The sequence below is a fragment of the Pseudoalteromonas sp. SMS1 genome, assembly GCF_021530565.1.
GTDB lineage: Bacteria > Pseudomonadota > Gammaproteobacteria > Enterobacterales > Alteromonadaceae > Pseudoalteromonas.
In genome coordinates this window covers 25,524-46,611 of sequence record NZ_JAKGBI010000028.1, presented here as the reverse complement: position 1 = coordinate 46,611, position 21,088 = coordinate 25,524, and the positions used below count along the sequence as shown (strand labels likewise).

Genomic DNA, 21,088 nt, shown 5'->3' with positions numbered 1-21,088 from the left:
TTACTTGTTATTAAAAGTAATCAAAAGCTTTTATTTTTCTATATTAGGGTGTTAAAAGCGCTAAAATTGAAGATTTTTAACGCTTAATTCTGTACTGTGTCGCGCAACATATTAATCGTATATTTGATTTAAGGGTTATGAATGAACAAAATCATGGTCGCGTTATGTGGCGCAGGGGTGTTGATGACATCATCACAAAGCTTCGCAGCTGCGTTCCAATTAGCGGAGCAAAACGTCTCTGGATTAGGTCGTGCTTATGCTGGAGAAGCCAGTGTTGCGGATGATGCCTCAGTGGTGTCTAGAAACCCAGCATTAATGAATAAGCTTGAAGGTACGCAATTGAGCGTCGCGGCTATGTATGTCAAGCCAGATGTTAGCCTGCAAGGTATCAGTACGAATAATGGTGTTCCTGCTTCAGCATTGAACAACAGCAGTATTGCGCCGAGTGCAGTTGTCCCTAGTGCCTTTATAACGACCTCAATAAATGAACAGTGGTCAGTGGGGGGCGGAGTGTATTCTCAATTTGGCCTTGCAACTAAGTTTGATGCGGATTATGTTGCGGGTCAAATTGCTGGTGAAACAGAAATAGTAACCATCAATACTGGTCTAGCGGCTTCTTATCAAGTGAATGAACAGTGGAGTTTGGCTTTTGGGTTAAACCATGTCTATGCAGATGCGAAAATTATCCGCAACTTGGGTGCAAATAACCTTGGGGTACCCAGTGACACGGAAGTTGTGAATTTAGAAGGGGACGACTCAGGTTTTGGTTGGAATATTGGGGTTGTATACAACATTGACGCTGATAATCGTTTCGGCTTCCATTTCCGTAGTGAAACAGATATTACTTTTGAAGGCACATTTAGCAATCAGCTGCCTGCGGTTACACCATTCAACGGAACTGCTGGTAAAAAGTTACCTGGCAGCGTTGCAATAACACTGCCTGCAATTGCTGAGGTTTCCGGTTCGCATAAATTGAATGACCAGTCGAGCGTCCATTACAGTATTTTATGGACTGGGTGGAATAGTTTTCAGACTTTATCCGCACAAGTAGAGAATGTGGGGACTGTGTTCAGCAAAGACGAAAACTTCAGTAATTCATTGCGCTACTCAATAGGCTCAGATTATCAATGGAATGAAGCATTAAAGCTTCGTGCAGGCTTTGCCTATGATGAATCTCCAGCTGATGAGCATCACATGTCCATTTCAATCCCTGATACGGATCGCGTATGGTACGCTTTTGGTGCAGAATATCAGTTAAGCAAAGTGTCCAGCATCGATTTTGGTGTCAGTATTATCCGTGGTAAAACTCAGCGATTCGTTGAAAAAGATAATGCAGGCAGTGAGTGGGGTTTTAAGTCAAAAGGGCATGCTTCCGTGTTCGGTTTACAATACAACCGCACGCTATAAAAAGGCATAAAAAAACATCATTGAGGGTGAAAAAGGCTGCTAATTTGCAGCCTTTTGTTTTATTACAGTTTGTCTTTCAATTGATAAAGTAGCGCATGGGCTTGTTTCGGCGTTAACTCATCTGGATCGATCGATTCTAAAAGCAGTTCCACGTCTGACGGTGTATTATTTAACAGTAAGTTTTGTTGTTGAGGTGCTGTGCCCGAGGTACTTTCAACCACACTTTGGTGCTGCTCTAATAGTGTCAGTTTTTGTTTTGCGAGTTTAATAACAGCCTTCGGGACACCGGCAAGCCCCGCAACTTGCAAACCAAAGCTCTTACTGGCTGCGCCATCGAGCACAGTGTGTTTGAATGCAATCGTATCGTTATGCTCAACTGCGTCTAAGTGTACATTGACCAATCCCGACTGTTGCTCTGCTAGCTCCGTTAGTTCAAAGTAGTGCGTGGCGAACAAGGTTTTAGCAGAGATTTTGTTGGCCAGGTAATCTGCTGTGGCATAGGCCAGTGATAAACCATCATAGGTACTTGTTCCACGTCCTATTTCATCCATAAGGACCAAAGACTGGTCTGTTGCATTATTGAGAATTGTTGCAGTTTCTGTCATTTCTACCATAAAGGTTGAACGCCCGGAAGCCAAATCATCGCTAGCACCAATACGGGTAAAAATTCTATCTATCTGACCAATTTGCGCACTGCTGGCAGGAACAAAACTGCCAATGTGCGCCATCAATACGATAAGGGCCGTTTGACGCATATAGGTCGATTTACCCCCCATATTAGGGCCTGTAATCAGGAGCATTTTTCGGCCACTGTTAAGGTGAACTGGATTGGCAATGAAGGGCTCACTGCTAACGTGTTCTACAACTGGGTGACGCCCTGCCTCAATATGGATTTCATCTCCCGCGGTAAGCTCTGGCTTACAGTAGTCAAGTGCCTGGGCGCGTTCTGCCAAAGTATTAAGCACGTCTAAATCTGCTAATGCAGCTGCCATGACTTGAAGTTGCTCAATATAAGGAGCAATCAGCTCAAACAGTTGTTCATAAAGTTGCTTCTCCAGTGCTAAGGCTTTCGATTGACTGCCTAATACTTTGTCTTCATGCTCTTTAAGCTCCGGAATGATATAACGCTCATTGTTTTTTAATGTTTGGCGTCGAATATACTCTGGTGGTGCTAAGTGTGAATTGGCCTTACTAATTTCAATGTAAAATCCATGTACCTTGTTATAGCCAATTTTTAGTGTGCTGATCCCGGTTCTCTCGCGTTCTCGCTCCTCTAACTGCTCCAGCACGTCTGTGGCGCCTTCACTGAGCGCTCGCCACTCATCAAGCTCGCTAGAATACCCTTTCGCAATCACGCCGCCATCTCTGATCAATACAGGGGGGTTGTCAATAATGGCGCGTTCCAGTAGTTCTTGAAGATGGGGCAATTGCGGGGATTGCGCTTTAATTTGTTGTATACGCTGATCCTGGCTTTCGTTCATTAAATGATGAAGCGGCGGTAATGCCTGTAATGCACTGCGTAAACGAGTGAGATCACGTGGTCTTGCGTTACACAATGCTAATCTTGCAACGACACGTTCGATATCACCTATTTGACGCAAGGCATCATAGACATCCATACCTAGCTGAAGGTCTAGGATGCTCGATATTGCATTGAGGCGGGCATTGAGTTCTTCTCTATCTCTGACCGGAGTATGGATACGGCGTTTCAGCAGGCGCGATCCCATTGGAGTCGCCGTTTTATCCAGCACTTGAGCAAGGGTATTGTCAATCGAACCCGACAGGTTCATGGTTAATTCAAGGTTTTTACGTGTCGCGGCATCAAGGATCACAGCGTGTTCATTTTTCTCTAAAGTGATCGCTCTTATGTGTGGTAAAGCCGTGCGCTGAGTGTCTTTAACGTATTGCATCACGCAGCCAGCTGCAATTAAGCCTGCGCTCGCATTATCAACCCCAAAACCGATAAGATCTTTTGTTTCAAATTGTTGGCAGAGTAAGTGTTTAGCTGTATCTAAGTCAAACTCCCAATCTGGTCGCCTACGGCTGCCTTTGATTTGCTCCAACACGATGAGGTTTTGAAAAGATTCAGGGTAGAGCAATTCGGCCGGTTGCAATCTTTGTAGTGTCGATGTGAGCGCTTCATCGGTTGCGAGCTCGACGATGTTAAAGCGACCAGAATTAATATCAAGATAGGCAACACCATACTTAGTTTTGTCTTGCCAAACCGCAGCAAGTAAGTTGTCTTGGCGCTCTTGGAGTAAGGCTTCATCCGTGACTGTGCCTGGCGTTACAATACGCACAACTTTGCGTTCAACTGGGCCTTTACTGGTCGCAGGGTCGCCAACTTGCTCACAAATGGCTACCGACTCGCCCATTTGGACCAAACGCGCAAGGTAGTTTTCTACTGCGTGATAAGGTACACCCGCCATTGGGATTGGGTTGCCACCTGCTTTACCGCGATGGGTTTGTGAGATGTCGAGGAGCTGGGCTGCGCGAATGGCATCATCGAAGAATAATTCATAGAAGTCACCCATTCGGTAGAATAGCAGAATCTCCTTATGTTGGGCTTTGATCCTAAGATACTGCTGCATCATAGGTGTTTGTTGCTTTATAGTATGTTCAGAATAAAGATCTAATGACATGCTTCTACCTAAGGTTTTTTGTATGGAAATACACACTAATATCGCCGCATTGGCGGCACAATTGGGCGCTATTCTAACGAATAAAAGCTTCTCGATCACTACTGCTGAGTCGTGTACTGGCGGAGGAATTAGTTACGCACTGACCGACACGCCTGGTAGCTCAGCCTATATTGACCGATGTTTCGTCACTTATAGCAATGAGGCCAAGCAAGCATTGTTAAATGTTGCAGAGCAGACACTGAAAGAATTTGGTGCCGTAAGCGAGCAGACGGTGATTGAAATGGCTAAGGGGGCGAGTATACAAGCTCAGGCGGATGTAGCGGTATCTGTCTCTGGCATTGCTGGGCCCTCTGGTGGTAGTGAGTTAAAACCTGTCGGTACTGTATGGTTTGCCGTCGATATACAGCAGCAGACCCACACTTTTATGCAGATATTTCCAGGGGAACGTGCAGAAGTTAGATTGCAAGCTATTGAATTTATTTTGGAAAAAATAATTTCTTTAATAAATCAGTAAAAGTCTCTTGATACTGTAATTCTATACAGTATACTTGTCCGCAACACGCTAGATTGGAGAAACAGATGAACGATAACAAACAAAAAGCATTAGATGCTGCATTGTCGCAAATTGAGCGTCAATTTGGTAAAGGATCAATCATGAAGCTGGGTGATAGCCAAGCTTTGGACATAGAGTCAGTGTCAACGGGCTCATTGGGACTGGATATTGCTTTGGGTATCGGTGGTCTGCCAACTGGTCGTATTGTAGAAATTTACGGTCCTGAGTCTTCAGGTAAAACAACGCTGACACTGCAAACTATTGCACAAGCACAAAAAATGGGTAAAACCTGTGCATTCGTGGATGCAGAGCATGCCTTAGACCCAGTATACGCTGAAAAGCTTGGTGTGAATGTCGATGATTTATTGGTATCTCAACCAGATACAGGTGAGCAGGCGCTTGAAATTTGTGACATGCTAGTACGCTCTGGTGCGGTAGATGTTGTGGTTGTTGATTCAGTTGCTGCCCTCACGCCAAAAGCGGAAATTGAAGGTGATATGGGTGATTCTCATGTTGGTCTTCAGGCACGTTTAATGTCACAAGCTTTGCGTAAACTGACAGGTAACATTAAGCGTTCAAACACATTATGTATCTTCATTAACCAGATCCGTATGAAGATTGGTGTGATGTTCGGTAACCCTGAAACTACGACTGGTGGTAATGCACTTAAGTTCTATGCATCAGTTCGGTTAGATATTCGTCGTATTGGCTCTGTAAAAGAGGGTGATGAGGTCGTTGGTAACGAAACTCGTGTTAAAGTTGTGAAAAATAAAGTTGCACCGCCATTTAAGCAAGCTGAATTTATCATCATGTATGGTGAAGGCTCTTCTAAGCAGGGCGAACTAATCGACCTAGGTGTGAAGCACAAATTAGTGGATAAAGCGGGTGCTTGGTTTAGCTACAATGGCAATAAGATTGGCCAGGGTAAAGCTAACTCAATTAAGTTCTTAAAAGAAAACGTGGCAATTGCTGACGAGATTGAAGGCAAACTACGTGAAATGTTACTTCTTCAAGCCACAATCAAAGATGAAGAAGGTGAAGACAAAGGTCTTGCAGACTTAGAAGATCAGCTATAAGTCTCCAACACTAGCGCATCTTCAATGAAAAAAGCCACTTATTAGATAAGTGGCTTTTCTAGTTTATACCATGCGATGAACCCATAGCTTGTTTGTGTTATTGTCTGGTTTGTTACGACTTAAACAGCACCATCAAAGTCGAATTGACGCCATGACTCATAAACAAACACAGAAACGGCATTAGATAAATTCATACTACGACTATCAGGCTTCATTGGAATGCGAAGGCGTTGCGCCTCAGGCAAAGAGAAAATAATATCATCTGGCAAGCCGCGCGTTTCAGGACCAAACAGCAAACAATCACCAGCTTGATATTGTGGAGCATGGTGGTATGCCTTGCCCTTTGTTGTACACGCAAAAACGCGTTTTGGTTGGCGTTGTTCCAAATAAGCTTCGTAAGAAGGGTAGCGTTTAACTTCACTAAATTCGTGATAATCAAGTCCCGCGCGCCTGACGCGTTTATCATCCCAATCAAATCCAAGCGGTTCAATTAAATGCAAAGAATAGCCAGTGTTTGCACATAGGCGAATGATATTCCCCGTATTAGGTGGGATCTCAGGTTGATATAAAACGATGTCTAACATGGTTAACCTCTAAGTCAATTTGAGCGCAGTATAGCTCATCCAAAGTTTAACAACTAGCGTAGTGAGGAAGGTGTTCAATGACGACCGCTTTGATAATTTATCTCAAATCAAAGTTACTAAAATCAAGTTTATACAATCTAATATTTCTATTTTATTATGGTTCTAGCGTATGATGAGTAGGTTGGCGCGTAACATAAGGGGGAGTATCTGTGACGCGTAGTTATGATTCTTTGGTTCGTTTTTCAAGTGTCTTTACCATCGCAATGGCGGGACTCATGATTGTCGCGAAAGCGTCGGCATGGCTGTCGTCTGGGAGTGCCGCGATGCTGGGATCTCTCACGGATTCCATGTTGGACGTAACAGCATCACTAATGAGCTTTTTTGTCCTAAGTTACGCACTACGTCCTGCTGATGATGATCATCGCTTTGGTCATGGCAAAGCAGAAGCGTTGGCTGGCCTTGGACAAGCGGCTTTTATTTCAGGCTCTGCATGCTTTTTAGCCTTTCATGGCGTGGAACGCTTGTTTAACCCTGTCGTCATAAACCATAGTATGATGGGAGTATGGGTCAGTATTTTCGCTATATTTTGTACATTGCTCGTGGTGTTGGTGCAGCATCAAGTGGTAAAGCGAACACACTCTATCGCCATCAAAGCGGATTCGATGCATTACAAAGGCGACATATTGCTCAATATTGCGGTATTGGTTGCATTGTTGCTGAGTCATTACGGCATTATGTGGGCTGATTCTGTGTTTGCGATCGGAGTGGCTGGTTATTTACTTTATAACTGCTGGGATATCGCCCGAGAAAGTGCTGATCATTTAATGGATAAAGAGTTGCCTGAAGCAGAGAAAGAACAGATAGTTGGCATTGCAACGTCACATGAGGCCGTTTATGGTGTCCATAACCTAAGGACGCGCCAAAGTGGCAAGGTAAAATTTGTTCAATTGCACTTAGAGCTGGATGACGATATGCCTCTGATGCGTGCGCACCAAGTTGCTGATGAAGTGGTTGCGCAGATCCAGGCTCAAAGCGAGGGGGAAATTGATGTGCTAGTGCATCAAGATCCGGTTTCATTGAGTGTGACAGAGTCGGCAAATTCATAGAACTGCATCAAAACTGCGCGGCGTATTGGGTCTACTTCACACAATAGTTCATGCTTTCCCGCATATGTCTGTATAGTACATTGTTCGTGTTTATTGGCGAATTTGGTATGTGCCTCTGATTTTACAATCGTATCGTACTTGGCGCTGGCAATACTCAGTGGTTTAGAGATAATTGCCTTACTCAATTTTTGAGTCACTGGAAATGCCGCATTTAGCCAGCCAAAGCTGACACCGCCAAGTTGTAATTCGGGTTGCTGTTGGTACAGTGTTCGAAATCGTTGATAGCGTTGTTCACATTGGGTGAGTTCATTGTCTGCAAAAGGTTTAGCCTGATAGTCGTTTTGTCCAATCGCATAGTGTTTGTCAAAACCTAAGTAGCAGGCGAATTTGGCAATACCACTGGCAATCCAAAACGGGTAGGGGGCAGTCTCTATTTGTAACATTGGTGCGCACAAAAACGCCCCTTTAGCAGGGGATTCAGGATGTTTTATAAGATAATCACAAACAATCGCACCGCCCATGGAGTGCGCCATAAACAGCCACTTGTCCGTATTTGGAAGGACCAACGTTTGAATAACTAGGTGTAATACTTCGCTAAACTGAACGAAATCGTCAATGTGTCCTATTTGTGGGTTGTTCAGCAACCGCGAAGATAGCCCTTGTCCAGGGTGATCATAAGTAATCACTTCGATGTCATTTTGTATCAACTCCCACAGCAGCTCTTGATATTTAATCGCGGATTCTATGCGGCCATTTACGAGCACTACCGTAAACCTAGGGTTTCGAGGTGTATAGTGTGCGTAAAAAATGTCGCCATGAACCGAGCTGAGCTTACCTTGTTTACAGCACTGCCAATGGCGCGCTATGGCCGTCCAATTCTGTGAAAGTTTGTTACTATTGCTGTAAAACATGTGGCTGTTGTAAAGGGATGCGCACGGTGACATCCAGTCCTTGGTTATTCTGGAAAAGAATGTGGCCATGATGCACTTTTATCGCATGCTGTGCAATTGCCAATCCAAGGCCAAAACCACCTTTTTGAGTGTTGTCTGGTGTTCTGGACTGTGAAGCGCGATAAAAAGGAATACAGAGTTTATTGAGCATCTCTTCACTTACACCGGGACCATCATCAGACACCTTTAATACGAACTGCGCATTGTCGATCTTGCACTGTATTCTGACTGTTTTTTTAGCGTATTTAAGTGCATTGCGAATGATATTTTCAATAGCTCTATTCAGTAAAACGGTATCGCCTAGCAGGTGTTGTTCAGGTAGTTCACCAGCAATGAGTGTTTTACTTAGTTGTTGGCTCTCAAAGTGTGCATCACTGATAATCGGTTCTAGCAATTCTGCGATACATATTCGGTGCATTTCTACGCAACTGGTGCCTGACTCTAACCGAGACAGCTGCAAAATATCGCTCAACATATGCTCTAGCATGTAAGATTCTTTCTCAATTCTTAGCAAATAACTATCCAATTCTCCCGTCGCTTTACTTGAGGCAATCCCTGTGGCCATTTGCAGGCGCGTAAGTGGAGAGCGTAATTCATGGGAAATATCGGCGAGTAGACGTTTTTGACTTAAAACCTGCGCTTCTAGTTGAGAAGCCATAATATCAAAGTCTTTTCCAAGTTGGCCGAGTTCGTCTTGTCTTGTTTTGTCCACGTTTGCACGTGTGTTTAGTTTGCCTTGTGCCAGCTGAGACGCGGCGCGTTGCAACTGCTTAATTGGTTTTAATAAGCCCATTGCAAACCAGTAACTTAAGACTAGGCTCGCGACTAACAAAATGGCGAGCTTCATCCATCTGGGCATGAGCCTGACTTTAAGAAATAAGTCGCCTTCACGATTGTCCAAGATCATAAACAATTGATAATCATCATTGTGTATTTGAATACTGACAGGGCCATAGGCTCTGTATTTTTCTGTATTGATGACTTTTGGTTCACCGCCGACAGCAAAGTTTAATAGCGCGAGGTCGAATTGGTTGAGGTCGGGGTTGCTGATCAGACTTTTTTCAGGATCAGGATGTTTTAGGTAAATCTTTGAGCGCTTTCCATGTCTTCGATGTCTTAAAATTTCTTCTAAAGTTTTATCGGGCATACGCTCAATATGTTTATCTAAAGACTTTTTTACATGGAATAAGTTCTTCAGCATCGGCGGAGAAATGTCTTTGGATGCAAGCACATCAGGCTGTAGAAAGCTCACGCTGACCAAAATAGCAAGCGTACTGATCACGGTTAACCAAAACCAAATAAATACTTTTATTGCTAAAAATCTTTTCATATTATGCTGCTAAAAATACGTATCCAGATCCACGCAGGGTTTTAATAAAGGTATGGTCACTATATTGTGCAAGCTTTTTCCTGACATTGCTGACGTGCATATCTACTGAGCGATCATAAGGCACCAAAGGTCGACCTAAGACACTTTGACACAAAGCTTGTTTGCTCACGACCTCACCGGCAGATTTCATCAGCTGATAAAGTACTTCGTACTCTGTCCCTGTAAGTACAATCGGAGTTCTATTTAGCGACACACTCCGTGCTGCGATATCCAAGGAAAGGCCATGGAAGACCATTTTTTGATCTTTTACGGTCTGCGTAAGGTGAGCCACTCGACGTGTAATCGCTTTTATTCGGGCTAATAATTCTCTGTGATTAAAAGGCTTAGGAATATAGTCATCCGCACCAAGCTCTAACCCAAAGATTCGGTCAAAATCGTCCCCTTTGGCTGTGAGCATGATTACTGGGGTCATTTTTTCTATTCTTAGCGCTTTTAAGACTTCAAATCCATCTTTCTTTGGCAGCATTACATCCAATAAGATAACCGCAAAGTCTTCGTTTAAAGCGGCGTCTAATCCGGCCTCACCATCATGTTTGGCTATAACAGAAAGTTGCTCGCTCTCTAAATACTCACTTAATAGCTCACATAAAGATTGGTCATCGTCAATGATTAATACTGAATTACTCATAGGGCAGCGTACTTGGAGGTAGATAATTTCTATTGTACTTAACTATAAGGTGCACGGGATGGAATTTACACTTCTTTACGTGTTTTAAGCGATTAGAACATCGACTCGAAAAACTATCCAATGGTTTATTGAGCTTCAATTCTTTTTGCACATTTCTGATGAACACTATGTACCAAGATGTTTTGTAATCACTGTTGACAAAACTTTACTCTGACTTGACGTTGCTTTGCTTTGAGCTTGCTAAATTAAATCATGTCATGAGTTCAGGTGTTAAGGAGCATACAGTCCTAAGCACGACTGTTGAACGTAAATAAAATCAACCGGAGATATTACGATGAAAAAATTCGCCAGCTTATTACTAGCAAGTTGTATTAGCGTGGGACTAGTGCCTGCAACTGCGTTCGCTGATGAAGGCGCGCATAAAGTACATAAAATTAAGCGTCACCATATGAAGCCATTGGCGCATATTGAAAAACGTTTATTGTCTGATAAAGCAATCAAACATCTTGATTTGAGTGACAGTCAGCAAACAGAATTAAAGGCTGTTTTTGAAACATATAAATCCCGTTTAGCGGCACTAAAAGAGACGCAGCCACAGGCAAAGCCTCACAAGGCATTTAAGGAAATTATTGAGGCAGAAACTTTTGATAAAGCGCAAGCGCAAATTTTGCTAGAAGAGCATGCGCCTAAAAAACAAGCGTTTATGCTTACCATGCTAGAAGCGAGGCATGCGATTCACCACATTTTGACCGAAGAGCAGCGCGAGAAAATAGCGCAAAGAAAAGGCAAGTTTTTGGCTAAGTTACGTCATAAACACTGATCAATGAGTGAAGTGATGGTCGCTCAGTAAACAGTCTCGAGACTGTGCTGAGCGACAAAAGCATTTTATTTGAGAAAGAGTAGCAACTGATTTCCCGCTGCAATGGCATTATTTTCTCCCTCAAAAATGTTGTCCGTCGTTTTGCTTATCACTGCCCCGTCAAGCCACTCGTAAACCTCTTTATTGAATGTGAGTAGTGTTTCAACAGGAAACTCATGTTCTTCCTCTAACGTCATTAAAGTATTAGCAACTTCATCGATAATCAGAGCACCATCATTAAACTCAACACAAAAGTACAGGTTATTGGCCACTTCTTTAAAGCCATTGGCGATGTTCTCTAAGCGCTCTTTGCTTTGCCCTTGTGATTGCAGTAATCCAAGCTCAACATCGACTTCTTGAATAGACTCGACGAGGCCCGAAATATCTTCTTCGTCGATTGGATTCTCTACCCAAAAGTCTGTGGCGCTCAGTGCTCCTTTATCAACTTTATTGCCAAGGGCGCCGAGTTCATCAGGCGAAAAATCAAAAAACGCATCTTCAAACAAATCCGCTTTTTCATCATTTCTGAGTCCACCAGCGTAGATTTTTTCGTTACTTTTTAAAGACTCTACGACCTCATTGTTCGCAGCACTTTTATCTTTTTTAGTGGTTGAGAGGTAAAAGCTTTTGAAATTCTCATTGGACTTTTTAACTTTTTCAGCCAAACGTTTGAAGTTACTGAGGTCTTTTTGCATTGAAATATAATGAGTAACTTGGCCCTGTTCATTTTTAATCTCAGAGATATTCCACTCAACGGGGTACATACTGCCGTCTTTTCTATAATTGATGGATGCGCCATAGAAAAACCCTCTTTCTTTCAGTGCTGGGGTGAGCTTTTCAATTATGCGTTTGTTACTTTTTGGCCCCTGTAAGATTTTAGGTGATATACCCACTAACTCAGCCAGTTCATACCCTGTGTGGCGACAAAATACGGGATTAGCATACACGATACGGTAACCCGCCTTGTCATCAGCGTCAGTAATTACAATGGCATGGTGGGAATGCATTAATATCTGCTGTAATAACGTTAGTGGCGAGCATTCATTGAGCATTTGGCTAAAGAACAGCATTTCTTCCATGTCTTTTGTTTGGTTTGGCATAAACAGAACCCTAGTTGTCTATAGGCGGTGGAGTCTTAAGTATCGTTCGATTTATATAAATTGCCAGAAAAGCTATTTAGTTTTAATACGCTAAACATGCCCCTCAAGATTGATGAAGGGCAATCTCAGAATGCCGGCAAGTAAGTTATGACAGGCGCGAAAAGCTCTCTCCCTAAACGCTGGTTTAGGTATGTCTTTGGTCATACTTTATGATGCATCCAGCGTATTGAGGTGCTTTTTATTCGCTCAGCTTTTGTGTTCACTTTATTGGGTATCATCGCGCTCCCTGGTTTTTGTTTGTAATCGTATTTGTGTAAAGCGCCTTAAAGTAGTGAGATACTCTGCGCGTGTGCCGAGACCTTTAACATATAAATCAATGAATGCTAGGCTTGCAGTATTCACCAGTTCAGTGACTAAATAGGGGTCAATGGTACCAAGATAATCCTGATTTCTATCGTTAGGCAGTATGTAAGGTGTGTCTGAAAAGTCCCAGTGCAAAGCGCCTTCAATGGTCATCATGTATGTATCTGCCTGTTGCTGTTTAAAGACAATGGGAAAGTCAGCACTGAGCGGAGTATCAGAGTGCATCATGAGATAAGGCTTTGAGTGTGGCATTGTCGGTGACAAATTGTAGTGTATACCATCCAGATTGACAGCCGCCTTACACTGGTAGACTTGCTGGCAAAATGCAGCAACCGTCGGCCCACCAAACGACAGCCCCACAGCGGCAAGGTGAGTTAAATCAAGGCGACCCTTAAAGGTACTAAGGTGTGGTTTAAGGTAGTTGATCCCCCAGTATTGACCATATTGAAGACGGGTTAATTGGTCCAGAGCAAAGTGCATGTCTTGTACCCAAGTATCCAAAGCGACGCGGTCACCTTCTGTCCATTTCATTAGTTGATAAACTCGGGCTGTTTCTGTGTCATTTAGAGGGCGACCTGCAAGTTGAAGTAACTCTGCGACTAGTTCGTCAAAGCTAACATCTGCCTGATCGCTGATATAGAAGTCGTTCGCACGTGCTTCACTATCATACGTTGCACTGCGGCCAAAACTTTGAGTGACAAACCCCGCGTGATGAGGGTGGCCAACGCTTGCGACAATATAGCCTCTTTTAGCTAGTTCAATCATAAGAATTTCTTTGTCTTCCAGCGTAGATTGGTAACCATGAGAATATAGCACCACTGGAAATGACTCCGCAGATTGAGCCATTGGCGCATTTTTAAAGGTTTTAAATGGCAGAGTTTTCAAGTAAGCATGAAACTGTAAATCGTCGGGACTGGGTGTTGCGCTTGAGTAAGGGAACTCTTCAGTATGGAAATGCAGATAGCTGGCATGTTGTTCATCGCGCGGTGAAGCTGGGTACCAAATTTTTATCAATATATCGCGGTAGTCATTGTGTTGTGATGTGAGTTTTTCGATTCGGCTGTAATCTGTTGCAGCGATATAGGTAACCCCTACGGGGTAATCTTGTGATAGGACTGAGCTGCTGTGCGCAAAACATAAAAGCGCAACGACGCAGCACACCAGAGAATAGCGTGTCATGTCAATTTCCTTTGTTGTTGTATCCATTTTTATATTTGTTAAATTTGAAAATTAAATGCAATAGGGTGTGTGTGTTTTAACTAAGGCAGGCTGATAAGTTCATGTTTTTATTGTTTTTTACTAACATGAAAGTTTATCAATTTGAGGTCGGTAGCAATGCATTGAGTATTCATACTGTCGCGCATTGCTAATGAGCCAATGCGCATAGTGTCATTGTATTTATAACGGGGGTTGTGGGCTAGGTCCATTAAAGGGAAGTTTGACATGCGACTTTTTACGTACCGAGGGTTTCACTATTGAAAGAACCGCTATCATTTCTAAGCCAAGAATAAAGGACTTTATTAATACGTAATTGTAATAAATACCTGTCCAGCCTTGGAACATCGTCGAAAGTGGGCCTGTTACGCCTAAGAATCTCAAATTTCGTAAAAAGTTTTCAATGAGTGCAAGGCTATCTGCAAGTATAAATAAGCCAAAGATACTGAGTAATGTGATATCAGCATTAGTCATACAGATAGTCTGCTTCACATTATTTTGGCGTCTCGTAATCCATCTAGAGATCGCGGGCCGCAGACCAATCGCGAAAAATAAGGTAAGGTCGAGAAAAAAGTGGATAGCAAATGCACGCGCGTTGTGCCAAACCGCGGGAGCATCAGGTGCAACGGAGAAAAAATTAAAATGAAAAATAACGATAGAAATAACGTGCTGAGCCGCTAACAACGCGCAAATATGAGCGATATTAATATTTTCTCGATACCAAGCGCCAATAAATGCAATAACACTGACATAGAGTATCTCTGCTTTCACTGCATCCAATACATTCGTAGTTAGATACATGATAAGCGTAGCCGAGAGCAGAATTGCGAAAACTTTCATTGCTAAAACTTATTAAGTAGGCTACCTAAAAGGATCACTTGCTTTGCCTTTAAGTTTTTAAAAGCGCGGTGTAGCCAGTATGACACTCTGTTTCTTGAAGGGGTTATTCGCCCTTTTTCATAGAGTCTTTTCGAGCTAAACATAGCGTTGCATCGAATACTGAAAATGAAAATCTTTCACCGCAAGCTGTCCTTTAAATTAGGAGCTTTGTTGACCCCGGATTTTTGCAATTAAGTCTGTTAGATCAATAGAACAGTATGCGCAAATAGCAAAGAATTGATTCAGTTTTGGCTGCCCCACATCGCGTTCCCAGTTTTCGTATGTTTTACGACATACGCCTAAATGTTTCGCCATGATTGCCGTTGTAACACCTTTCTTTTTACGCAGCGCTCTAAGGTCATCCCCTGTGATATATCTTGCAAAAAAATCCACTATATTCCCCTTACTTTAATACCTAATCCGTTACCAACTTACAACATTTTAAAGACGAAAGTTTATTTTGAAGCCATAAATTAAAGGTCACAATATCGGTCGTTGCTTGCTATTCCAGATAATAGCTAAGTAAGACATTCGCATTGCTTAGAATAAATGTTTGCTTCAATGATGAATAACTACAACCTAAAATGCGTACGGTATTAAAAATCAATTCGTATATAGATTGTAATTTTCACAGATTTTTATCACATAAAATTAATACTGTCTATTGTTCATTCAACTATATGAAATGTTTCATAGCTCTAATGTTATTCCCTGAAAATATCATTTATAAACGAAGGTGAGTCATAAATTACGCAATTATTTTATCGGTTAGGTAAGGGGGAAATAGCCTTGCGTCGCAAGCGTAAGTATCAGTTTTTCTCTATATCTTAATGATAGTGCTGGGTTTTTTATGATTTATTTAATTGCTTCGGTTACGTCTTTGCTTAAATGGTATGTAAAATCATACCTTATCATCTGGTTATACCAGCGAATATAAGTATTTCCATAAAATGAGCAAGCTTTGGGTTTTTTGTTGTGAATTGTGCAATTGTTTTAGTTTAATAAGAAGTTATCGACTGGATATGCTCAAAACTGTGTAATTAATTTTATGAAAGCAATAAATAACAAACGCTGCCAAATAAAGGCAGCGCTTATATTTTAAATTAGGCATCAAGCCACTTTTTAGCACTGGCTAATATACCATCGCTATCTAAGCCCATTTCACTGTGCATTTCTGCTTGTGTTCCATGTTTGATAAACTCATCAGGTATACCCAAATGCATCACTGGGTGTGGGATCTGATTTGCAGCGAAATACTCACTGACTGCACTACCTGCACCACCAGCAATCGCATTATCTTCCAATGTAACAAAGTGACTATGAGTGTTAGCAAGCGTTTGTAATAGCGTTGTGTCTAAAGGTTTTACAAATCGCATGTCAACTAGCGTGGCGTCTAATTGTTCAGCGACATGCTGTGCATTTTCCAATAATGTACCAAAGTTTAGGATGGCGAGTTTTTGTCCTTCACGAATGGTGTTTGCTTTACCGATAGGAAGCTGTGTCATCGTCGCGTCTATTTCAGCGCTGCCAGCTGAGCCTCTCGGATACCTAACAGCAGCAGGTTTGTCTAATAAATGACCCGTGAATAACATTTGACGACACTCATTTAAATCACTGGGTGTCATGATCACTAAATTTGGAATGCAGCGCATAAAACTCAGATCATAGGCGCCTTGGTGCGTTTCTCCATCTGCACCCACAATGCCAGCTCGGTCGATGGCAAATAGCACCGGTAAGTTTTGCAAGGCAACATCGTGAATCAGCTGATCATAAGCGCGTTGTAAGAAACTAGAATAGATTGCCACGACAGGGTTTAGGCCTTCACATGCGAAGCCCGCGCCGAGTGTGACAGCATGTTGCTCAGCAATCGCAACATCAAAATACTGAGACGGGTATTCCTTAGAAAACCGCACCATGCCAGAGCCTTCTCTCATAGCTGGTGTAATGGCCATCAGATGCTTATCCTGCTCTGCCATATCACACAGCCAGTCGCCGAATACTTTTGAGAACGTCGGTGCACTGGGTTTAGACTTTGGCAAGGTGTGTACACTTGGGTCAAACTTTGGTACTGCGTGAAAGCCGATAGGGTCAGCTTCTGCGGGTTGATAGCCTTTACCTTTTTGGGTTTTGACATGAAGCAATTGGGGACCTTTGAGGTTACGCATATTGCGGAGCGTATCCACTAACATATTGACATCATGACCATCAATTGGGCCAATGTAGTTAAAACCGAGTTCCTCAAAAAAGGTGCCAGGTATCACCATGCCTTTTAAATGCTCTTCCATCTTACTGGCAAGCTCTTTGACGGGGGGCACACCAGACAATAGTTTTTTACCACCTTCACGTATATTGGTATAAAAGCTACCAGATAAAATACGCGCAAAGTGATTATTGAGTGCCCCGACATTTTCAGAAATTGACATTTCGTTGTCATTGAGGATAACGAGCATATCAGATTTGACATCTCCCGCATGGTTCATGGCTTCAAAAGCCATACCCGCAGTCATTGCTCCGTCACCAATCACTGCAACGGTTTTACGATTTTTGCCTTCTTTCTCTGCGGCAATTGACATCGCTAATGCGGCAGAAATAGAGGTACTGGAATGCCCAACACTAAAGGTGTCAAACTCGCTTTCTTCACGGTAAGGAAATGGGTGAAGTCCGTCTTTTTGACGGATTGTGTGCATTTGACTCTTTCTACCAGTCAGAATTTTGTGCGGGTAAGCTTGGTGGCCCACGTCCCACACTAATCTGTCGATCGGCGTGTTGTATACATAATGAAGTGCGACAGTTAATTCAACGGTGCCTAGCCCTGAGGCAAAATGGCCACTGCTTTGGGAAACTGAGTCTAATAAATAACCTCTCAGCTCCGCGCTAAAGTCATTTAACTTTTGCTGCGGCAATTGGCGTAATTGTTGAGGCTGGTCAACTAATGCCAGTAAAGGGTACTTGCTACTATCAAGAGTCATATTATTTGTAATATCCTTAGCAAACCTTGCTGAATTATATACAAAGCTTGCCAATAGTTTTATAAATTTAAAGGGAACTTGTCATTACCTAGTCATTTTGAACAGGACCAAAATCAATGGTCTCTGGCGATGATGTACTTTGCAAGTTCTGCCAGTAACTGTGTGTCAGCGTCTATTTTTTCTAAAGCTTGCAAAGCCTGTTTTATCAGCATTTGAGCTTTGTTTTTCGCCCCTTCCATGCCAAGTAAAGCTGGGTAGGTAGATTTATTATGCTGTAAGTCTGAGCCTTGTGGTTTACCCAAAGTACTTGTATCACCCTCAATATCGAGAATGTCATCCTGCACCTGAAAAGCCAGTCCAATAGCTAAACCGAACTCTTGCAATTGACTTCGCGTTAATTCTGAAACATTGGGTGCACACAATGCCCCCAATTCAATCGCACAATTGAGTAATGCACCAGTTTTAAGCCTATGAATACGCGCTAACTGGTCGATGTCGATCAACTTATCTGTCGCTGCAATATCGAGCGCTTGACCGCCGACCATTCCTTGCAAGCCAGAGGCTTGCGCTAATGCCTTAATCATCAAAACTTGTTGGGAAGCAGAAACAACGAATTGATGAGATGATAATAATTCAAATGCCAAAGTCTGTAACGAGTCGCCGGCCAGAATTGCTTGTGCTTCATCAAATGCAATATGACAAGTCGGTTTTCCACGTCGAAGATCATCGTCGTCCATGGCGGGTAAATCATCGTGTACTAAAGAGTAACTATGAATACACTCAACAGCAGCGGCTGCCACATCCAAATCTTGTTTAGATGCGCCTAGCATTTCACCAGTGATGTAAACTAAAAATGGCCTTAGTCGTTTACCACCATTGCTGACAGAATAAAGTGCCGCGGCTTTCGCAGTTGGATCTGTGTTTAAATCTTGCTCAAAGTAATTTCTAATTGTTTGCTCGACATCTTGTCTTGCGATACTAAGTCTTTGTTGTAAGTCCACGCAATTATTCCACTTGATCCGCAAACTCGCTTGGCGTGGTTGTATCGTCATTGGCGAGCAGTATTGACACTTTTTGTTCTGCTTGTTGAAGTTTGTGATTAGATGCCTGGGCCAGTTTCACTCCTCGTTCAAATTGCTTTAGGGATTGGTCTAAAGTCAATTCACCGCGCTCCATCTCTTGTACGATGGTTTCTAGCTCAGTGACAGCTTCTTCAAAGCTCATATTTTCAGGTTTTTTGACTGCCATATCTTCTCTTCACTTTCACGCAAAACTTTTAAGGTCCCAATTTTATGGTTATTAAAGATAGAGGTCAAAGTATCTGATAGACTTTTTTATTAACCTAATAGCTTAAATTGAATTGAAACTTTACGTATATTCTCGCAATTTAAAGGGTTTTTAATATAATTGAATTAAGTTATTGCAAAACCTGCCGATAACTCAACGTATAACAATAACTGCGTGATATTTCACGGATAAATACCTTTGGAGGGTGTGTGGATTTAGCAACCGTTATAGGTATCCTTGGTGCCATTGGTTTGATCGTCATGTCAATGGTTCTAAGTAGTGATGGTCAACTTGCCATGTTTTACAATACCCCTTCTGTGGTCATTGTATTTGGTGGCTCAATATTTATCGTGCTGTCGAACTTTACAATGGCGCAATTTTTAGGCATTGGTAAAGTCGCTGGAAAGGCGTTCATGTTTAAAATTGAAACGCCTGAAGAGCTTATCGAAAAGGCTGTAGAACTAGCAGACTCAGCGCGTAAAGGTGGATTTCTTGCTTTGGAAGAGGCTGAAATACCAAACCCATTTATGAGAAAAGGGGTTGATATGTTAGTCGATGGTCATGATGCTGATGTGGTGCGTGCGACTTTGCAAAAAGACATTGCGTTGACTGCGAATCGACATGAACTGGGTGCTGGACTGTTTAAGTCGCTGGCTGACATTGCCCCTGCAATGGGGATGATTGGTACTTTGATTGGCTTGGTTGCGATGCTATCAAACATGGATGACCCCAAAGCGATTGGTCCTGCGATGGCGGTTGCGCTGTTAACAACCTTATATGGTGCGTTTTTGGCAAACGTAGTGGCTATCCCTATCCAAGTTAAATTAGAACTGAGAAAGGATGAAGAAGAACGTAATCAGCGCTTAATTCTCGATGCAATTCTGGGTATTCAAGATGGTCAAAATCCAAAAGTCATTGAAGGTATTTTGAAAAACTACTTACCTGAGTCAAAACGTGGTGACGGCGCAGAGGAGTAGATTATGGCTGACGAAAATGAATGTAAATGTCCCCCCCCAGGTTTACCTGCATGGATGGGGACTTTTGCGGACCTGATGTCACTTTTGATGTGCTTTTTCGTGTTACTTTTGGCGTTTTCAGAAATGGACGTGCTTAAGTTCAAGCAAATTGCGGGCTCGATGAAGTTTGCCTTTGGTGTACAAAATAAAATAGAAGTCAAAGATATTCCCAAAGGTACCAGTGTTATTGCGATGGAGTTTACGCCGGGTAAACCAGAACCGACACCAATAGAAACAATTCAACAGCAAACCGTTGAGATGACGCAACAAATGCTTGAGTTTCAAGCCGGTGAAGAGAGTTCCGCGGGGGGCAGGCAAGAGCAGCGAGGCAACAAACGCGGCGGGGAATCTGCCAGTACCGCGCAAGAGCAATCCATGACCCAAGCTGTTGCTGCTGCAGATCAAGAGCAAGTGAATGAGCTTGTGAAAAAGATATCTCAGCAACTTGAAAAGCAAATCATGGACGGGGCAATTGAGTTAGAGTCACTTGGACAGCAAATTATTATTCGAATCCAAGAGAATGGCTCGTTTCCGTCGGGCAGTGCATTTTTACAGCCGAAGTTTAAACCGATCATTCGTGATATAGCTGATTTGCTCAAAGATGTGCCAGGTGAAATCACTGTCTCTGGACACACGGATGATTTTCAGGTGTCTAATGAGCTTTATTACAATAATTGGGACTTGTCAGCAACTCGTGCTGTCGCTGTGGCGAGTGAAATGGAAACGGTCAGTGGTTTTGACAAAACTCGGATGGTAGTAGTAGGTCATGCAGGTACTCGTCCTTTAGTACCAAATGCTAACGATACGGACCGAAAACGCAATCGACGCGTTGAAATCTCAATTCTACAAGGTAAAGCAAAAGAATCCGATCCCATTGAAGTTAGAAGGGAAAATAACTAGAAAACATTGCGTGATTGGGAATTTTGAGCTAACGTATGTTGGCTTTTAATTTTATAATTTTAAGGGAGTTTATTATGTCTAAGCTATACAAATTTGCAGATATGCCTGGTGGTAACGGTTCAGGTAGTGATGGTGACAATGACAAAGAAGACAAGTAGTTTCTT

20 protein-coding genes are annotated in these 21,088 nt (G+C 42.6%); 8 read left to right on the top strand and 12 right to left on the bottom strand.

Annotated features, from left to right (window positions below; genetic code table 11):
• Positions 1-141: 141 nt before the first annotated feature.
• The gene (locus L1286_RS22160; RefSeq protein WP_235409221.1) at positions 142-1,407 is read left to right on the top strand and encodes an outer membrane protein transport protein; all 1,266 of its coding nucleotides are present in this window, start codon (positions 142-144) and stop codon (positions 1,405-1,407) included.
• A 62-nt stretch (positions 1,408-1,469) separates the two neighbouring features.
• On the opposite strand, the gene mutS is transcribed toward L1286_RS22160, so the two are convergent.
• A complete protein-coding gene (gene mutS / locus L1286_RS22155; RefSeq protein ID WP_235409220.1) occupies positions 1,470-4,049 on the bottom strand; it encodes a DNA mismatch repair protein MutS in 2,580 nt (859 codons plus the stop codon).
• A gap of 22 nt (positions 4,050-4,071) precedes the next feature.
• Here mutS and L1286_RS22150 point away from each other — a divergent pair, with 22 nt between their 5' ends.
• Both L1286_RS22150 and recA read left to right on the top strand, forming a co-directional pair.
• On the top strand, positions 4,072-4,563 hold the full coding sequence (locus L1286_RS22150; protein ID WP_235409219.1) for a CinA family protein: 492 nt from the start codon (positions 4,072-4,074) through the stop codon (positions 4,561-4,563).
• Positions 4,564-4,628: 65 nt separating this feature from the next.
• Positions 4,629-5,678, top strand: a complete 1,050-nt coding sequence (recA, locus tag L1286_RS22145; protein WP_065793011.1) for a recombinase RecA — start codon at positions 4,629-4,631, stop codon at positions 5,676-5,678.
• A gap of 119 nt (positions 5,679-5,797) precedes the next feature.
• Here the strand turns inward: recA and trmL are convergent, their stop codons facing one another.
• The gene (trmL, locus tag L1286_RS22140; RefSeq protein ID WP_235409218.1) at positions 5,798-6,262 is read right to left on the bottom strand and encodes a tRNA (uridine(34)/cytosine(34)/5-carboxymethylaminomethyluridine(34)-2'-O)-methyltransferase TrmL; all 465 of its coding nucleotides are present in this window, start codon (positions 6,260-6,262) and stop codon (positions 5,798-5,800) included.
• A 263-nt stretch (positions 6,263-6,525) separates the two neighbouring features.
• Here trmL and L1286_RS22135 point away from each other — a divergent pair, with 263 nt between their 5' ends.
• Positions 6,526-7,368, top strand: coding sequence for a cation diffusion facilitator family transporter (locus tag L1286_RS22135; protein WP_268832734.1), 843 nt, complete (start codon positions 6,526-6,528; stop codon positions 7,366-7,368).
• Here the strand turns inward: L1286_RS22135 and L1286_RS22130 are convergent.
• The 3 genes from L1286_RS22130 to L1286_RS22120 are packed head-to-tail and all read right to left on the bottom strand — an operon-like array spanning position 7,323 to position 10,336.
• The gene (locus L1286_RS22130; RefSeq protein WP_235409217.1) at positions 7,323-8,279 is read right to left on the bottom strand and encodes an alpha/beta fold hydrolase; all 957 of its coding nucleotides are present in this window, start codon (positions 8,277-8,279) and stop codon (positions 7,323-7,325) included. The two genes, L1286_RS22135 and L1286_RS22130, sit on opposite strands and share 46 nt — an antisense overlap.
• Entirely contained in the window at positions 8,263-9,648 is a 1,386-nt protein-coding gene (locus L1286_RS22125; RefSeq protein WP_235409216.1) for an ATP-binding protein, read from the bottom strand. The genes L1286_RS22130 and L1286_RS22125 overlap by 17 nt, the downstream gene beginning before the upstream one ends.
• A gap of 1 nt (position 9,649) precedes the next feature.
• Positions 9,650-10,336 carry a response regulator gene (locus tag L1286_RS22120; protein WP_235409215.1) on the bottom strand — a complete coding sequence of 229 codons (687 nt, stop codon included), beginning with the start codon at positions 10,334-10,336 and terminating at the stop codon, positions 9,650-9,652.
• Positions 10,337-10,670: 334 nt separating this feature from the next.
• On the opposite strand from L1286_RS22120, the gene L1286_RS22115 reads away from it, so the two are divergent.
• Entirely contained in the window at positions 10,671-11,156 is a 486-nt protein-coding gene (locus tag L1286_RS22115; RefSeq protein ID WP_235409214.1) for a Spy/CpxP family protein refolding chaperone, read from the top strand.
• Between the two features lie 65 nt (positions 11,157-11,221).
• Here the strand turns inward: L1286_RS22115 and L1286_RS22110 are convergent, their stop codons facing one another.
• The 7 genes from L1286_RS22110 to L1286_RS22080 form a co-directional block, all read right to left on the bottom strand.
• Positions 11,222-12,295, bottom strand: coding sequence for a PAS domain-containing protein (locus tag L1286_RS22110; protein ID WP_235409213.1), 1,074 nt, complete (start codon positions 12,293-12,295; stop codon positions 11,222-11,224).
• A gap of 264 nt (positions 12,296-12,559) precedes the next feature.
• Positions 12,560-13,837 carry an alpha/beta hydrolase family protein gene (locus tag L1286_RS22105; RefSeq protein ID WP_235409212.1) on the bottom strand — a complete coding sequence of 426 codons (1,278 nt, stop codon included), beginning with the start codon at positions 13,835-13,837 and terminating at the stop codon, positions 12,560-12,562.
• A 219-nt stretch (positions 13,838-14,056) separates the two neighbouring features.
• Positions 14,057-14,713 carry a hypothetical protein gene (locus L1286_RS22100; RefSeq protein ID WP_235409211.1) on the bottom strand — a complete coding sequence of 219 codons (657 nt, stop codon included), beginning with the start codon at positions 14,711-14,713 and terminating at the stop codon, positions 14,057-14,059.
• Positions 14,714-14,911: 198 nt separating this feature from the next.
• Positions 14,912-15,145 carry a helix-turn-helix transcriptional regulator gene (locus L1286_RS22095; protein WP_063357530.1) on the bottom strand — a complete coding sequence of 78 codons (234 nt, stop codon included), beginning with the start codon at positions 15,143-15,145 and terminating at the stop codon, positions 14,912-14,914.
• Between the two features lie 710 nt (positions 15,146-15,855).
• The gene (gene dxs / locus L1286_RS22090; protein WP_235409210.1) at positions 15,856-17,721 is read right to left on the bottom strand and encodes a 1-deoxy-D-xylulose-5-phosphate synthase; all 1,866 of its coding nucleotides are present in this window, start codon (positions 17,719-17,721) and stop codon (positions 15,856-15,858) included.
• A gap of 113 nt (positions 17,722-17,834) precedes the next feature.
• A complete protein-coding gene (gene ispA, locus L1286_RS22085; RefSeq protein ID WP_235409209.1) occupies positions 17,835-18,722 on the bottom strand; it encodes a (2E,6E)-farnesyl diphosphate synthase in 888 nt (295 codons plus the stop codon).
• 4 nt (positions 18,723-18,726) lie between these two features.
• Entirely contained in the window at positions 18,727-18,969 is a 243-nt protein-coding gene (locus L1286_RS22080; RefSeq protein WP_235409208.1) for an exodeoxyribonuclease VII small subunit, read from the bottom strand.
• A 248-nt stretch (positions 18,970-19,217) separates the two neighbouring features.
• On the opposite strand from L1286_RS22080, the gene pomA reads away from it, so the two are divergent.
• Genes pomA through L1286_RS24170 form a run of 3 tightly spaced genes read left to right on the top strand, consistent with a single transcriptional unit; the run spans position 19,218 to position 21,082 of the window.
• Positions 19,218-19,985 (top strand): flagellar motor protein PomA, encoded by a 768-nt coding sequence (gene pomA / locus L1286_RS22075; RefSeq protein WP_063373007.1) that lies wholly within the window; start codon positions 19,218-19,220, stop codon positions 19,983-19,985.
• Between the two features lie 3 nt (positions 19,986-19,988).
• Positions 19,989-20,924 carry a flagellar motor protein MotB gene (locus tag L1286_RS22070; protein ID WP_235409207.1) on the top strand — a complete coding sequence of 312 codons (936 nt, stop codon included), beginning with the start codon at positions 19,989-19,991 and terminating at the stop codon, positions 20,922-20,924.
• Positions 20,925-20,959: 35 nt separating this feature from the next.
• Positions 20,960-21,082, top strand: a complete 123-nt coding sequence (locus L1286_RS24170; protein WP_268832722.1) for a hypothetical protein — start codon at positions 20,960-20,962, stop codon at positions 21,080-21,082.
• The last annotated feature ends 6 nt before the right edge of the window (positions 21,083-21,088 follow it).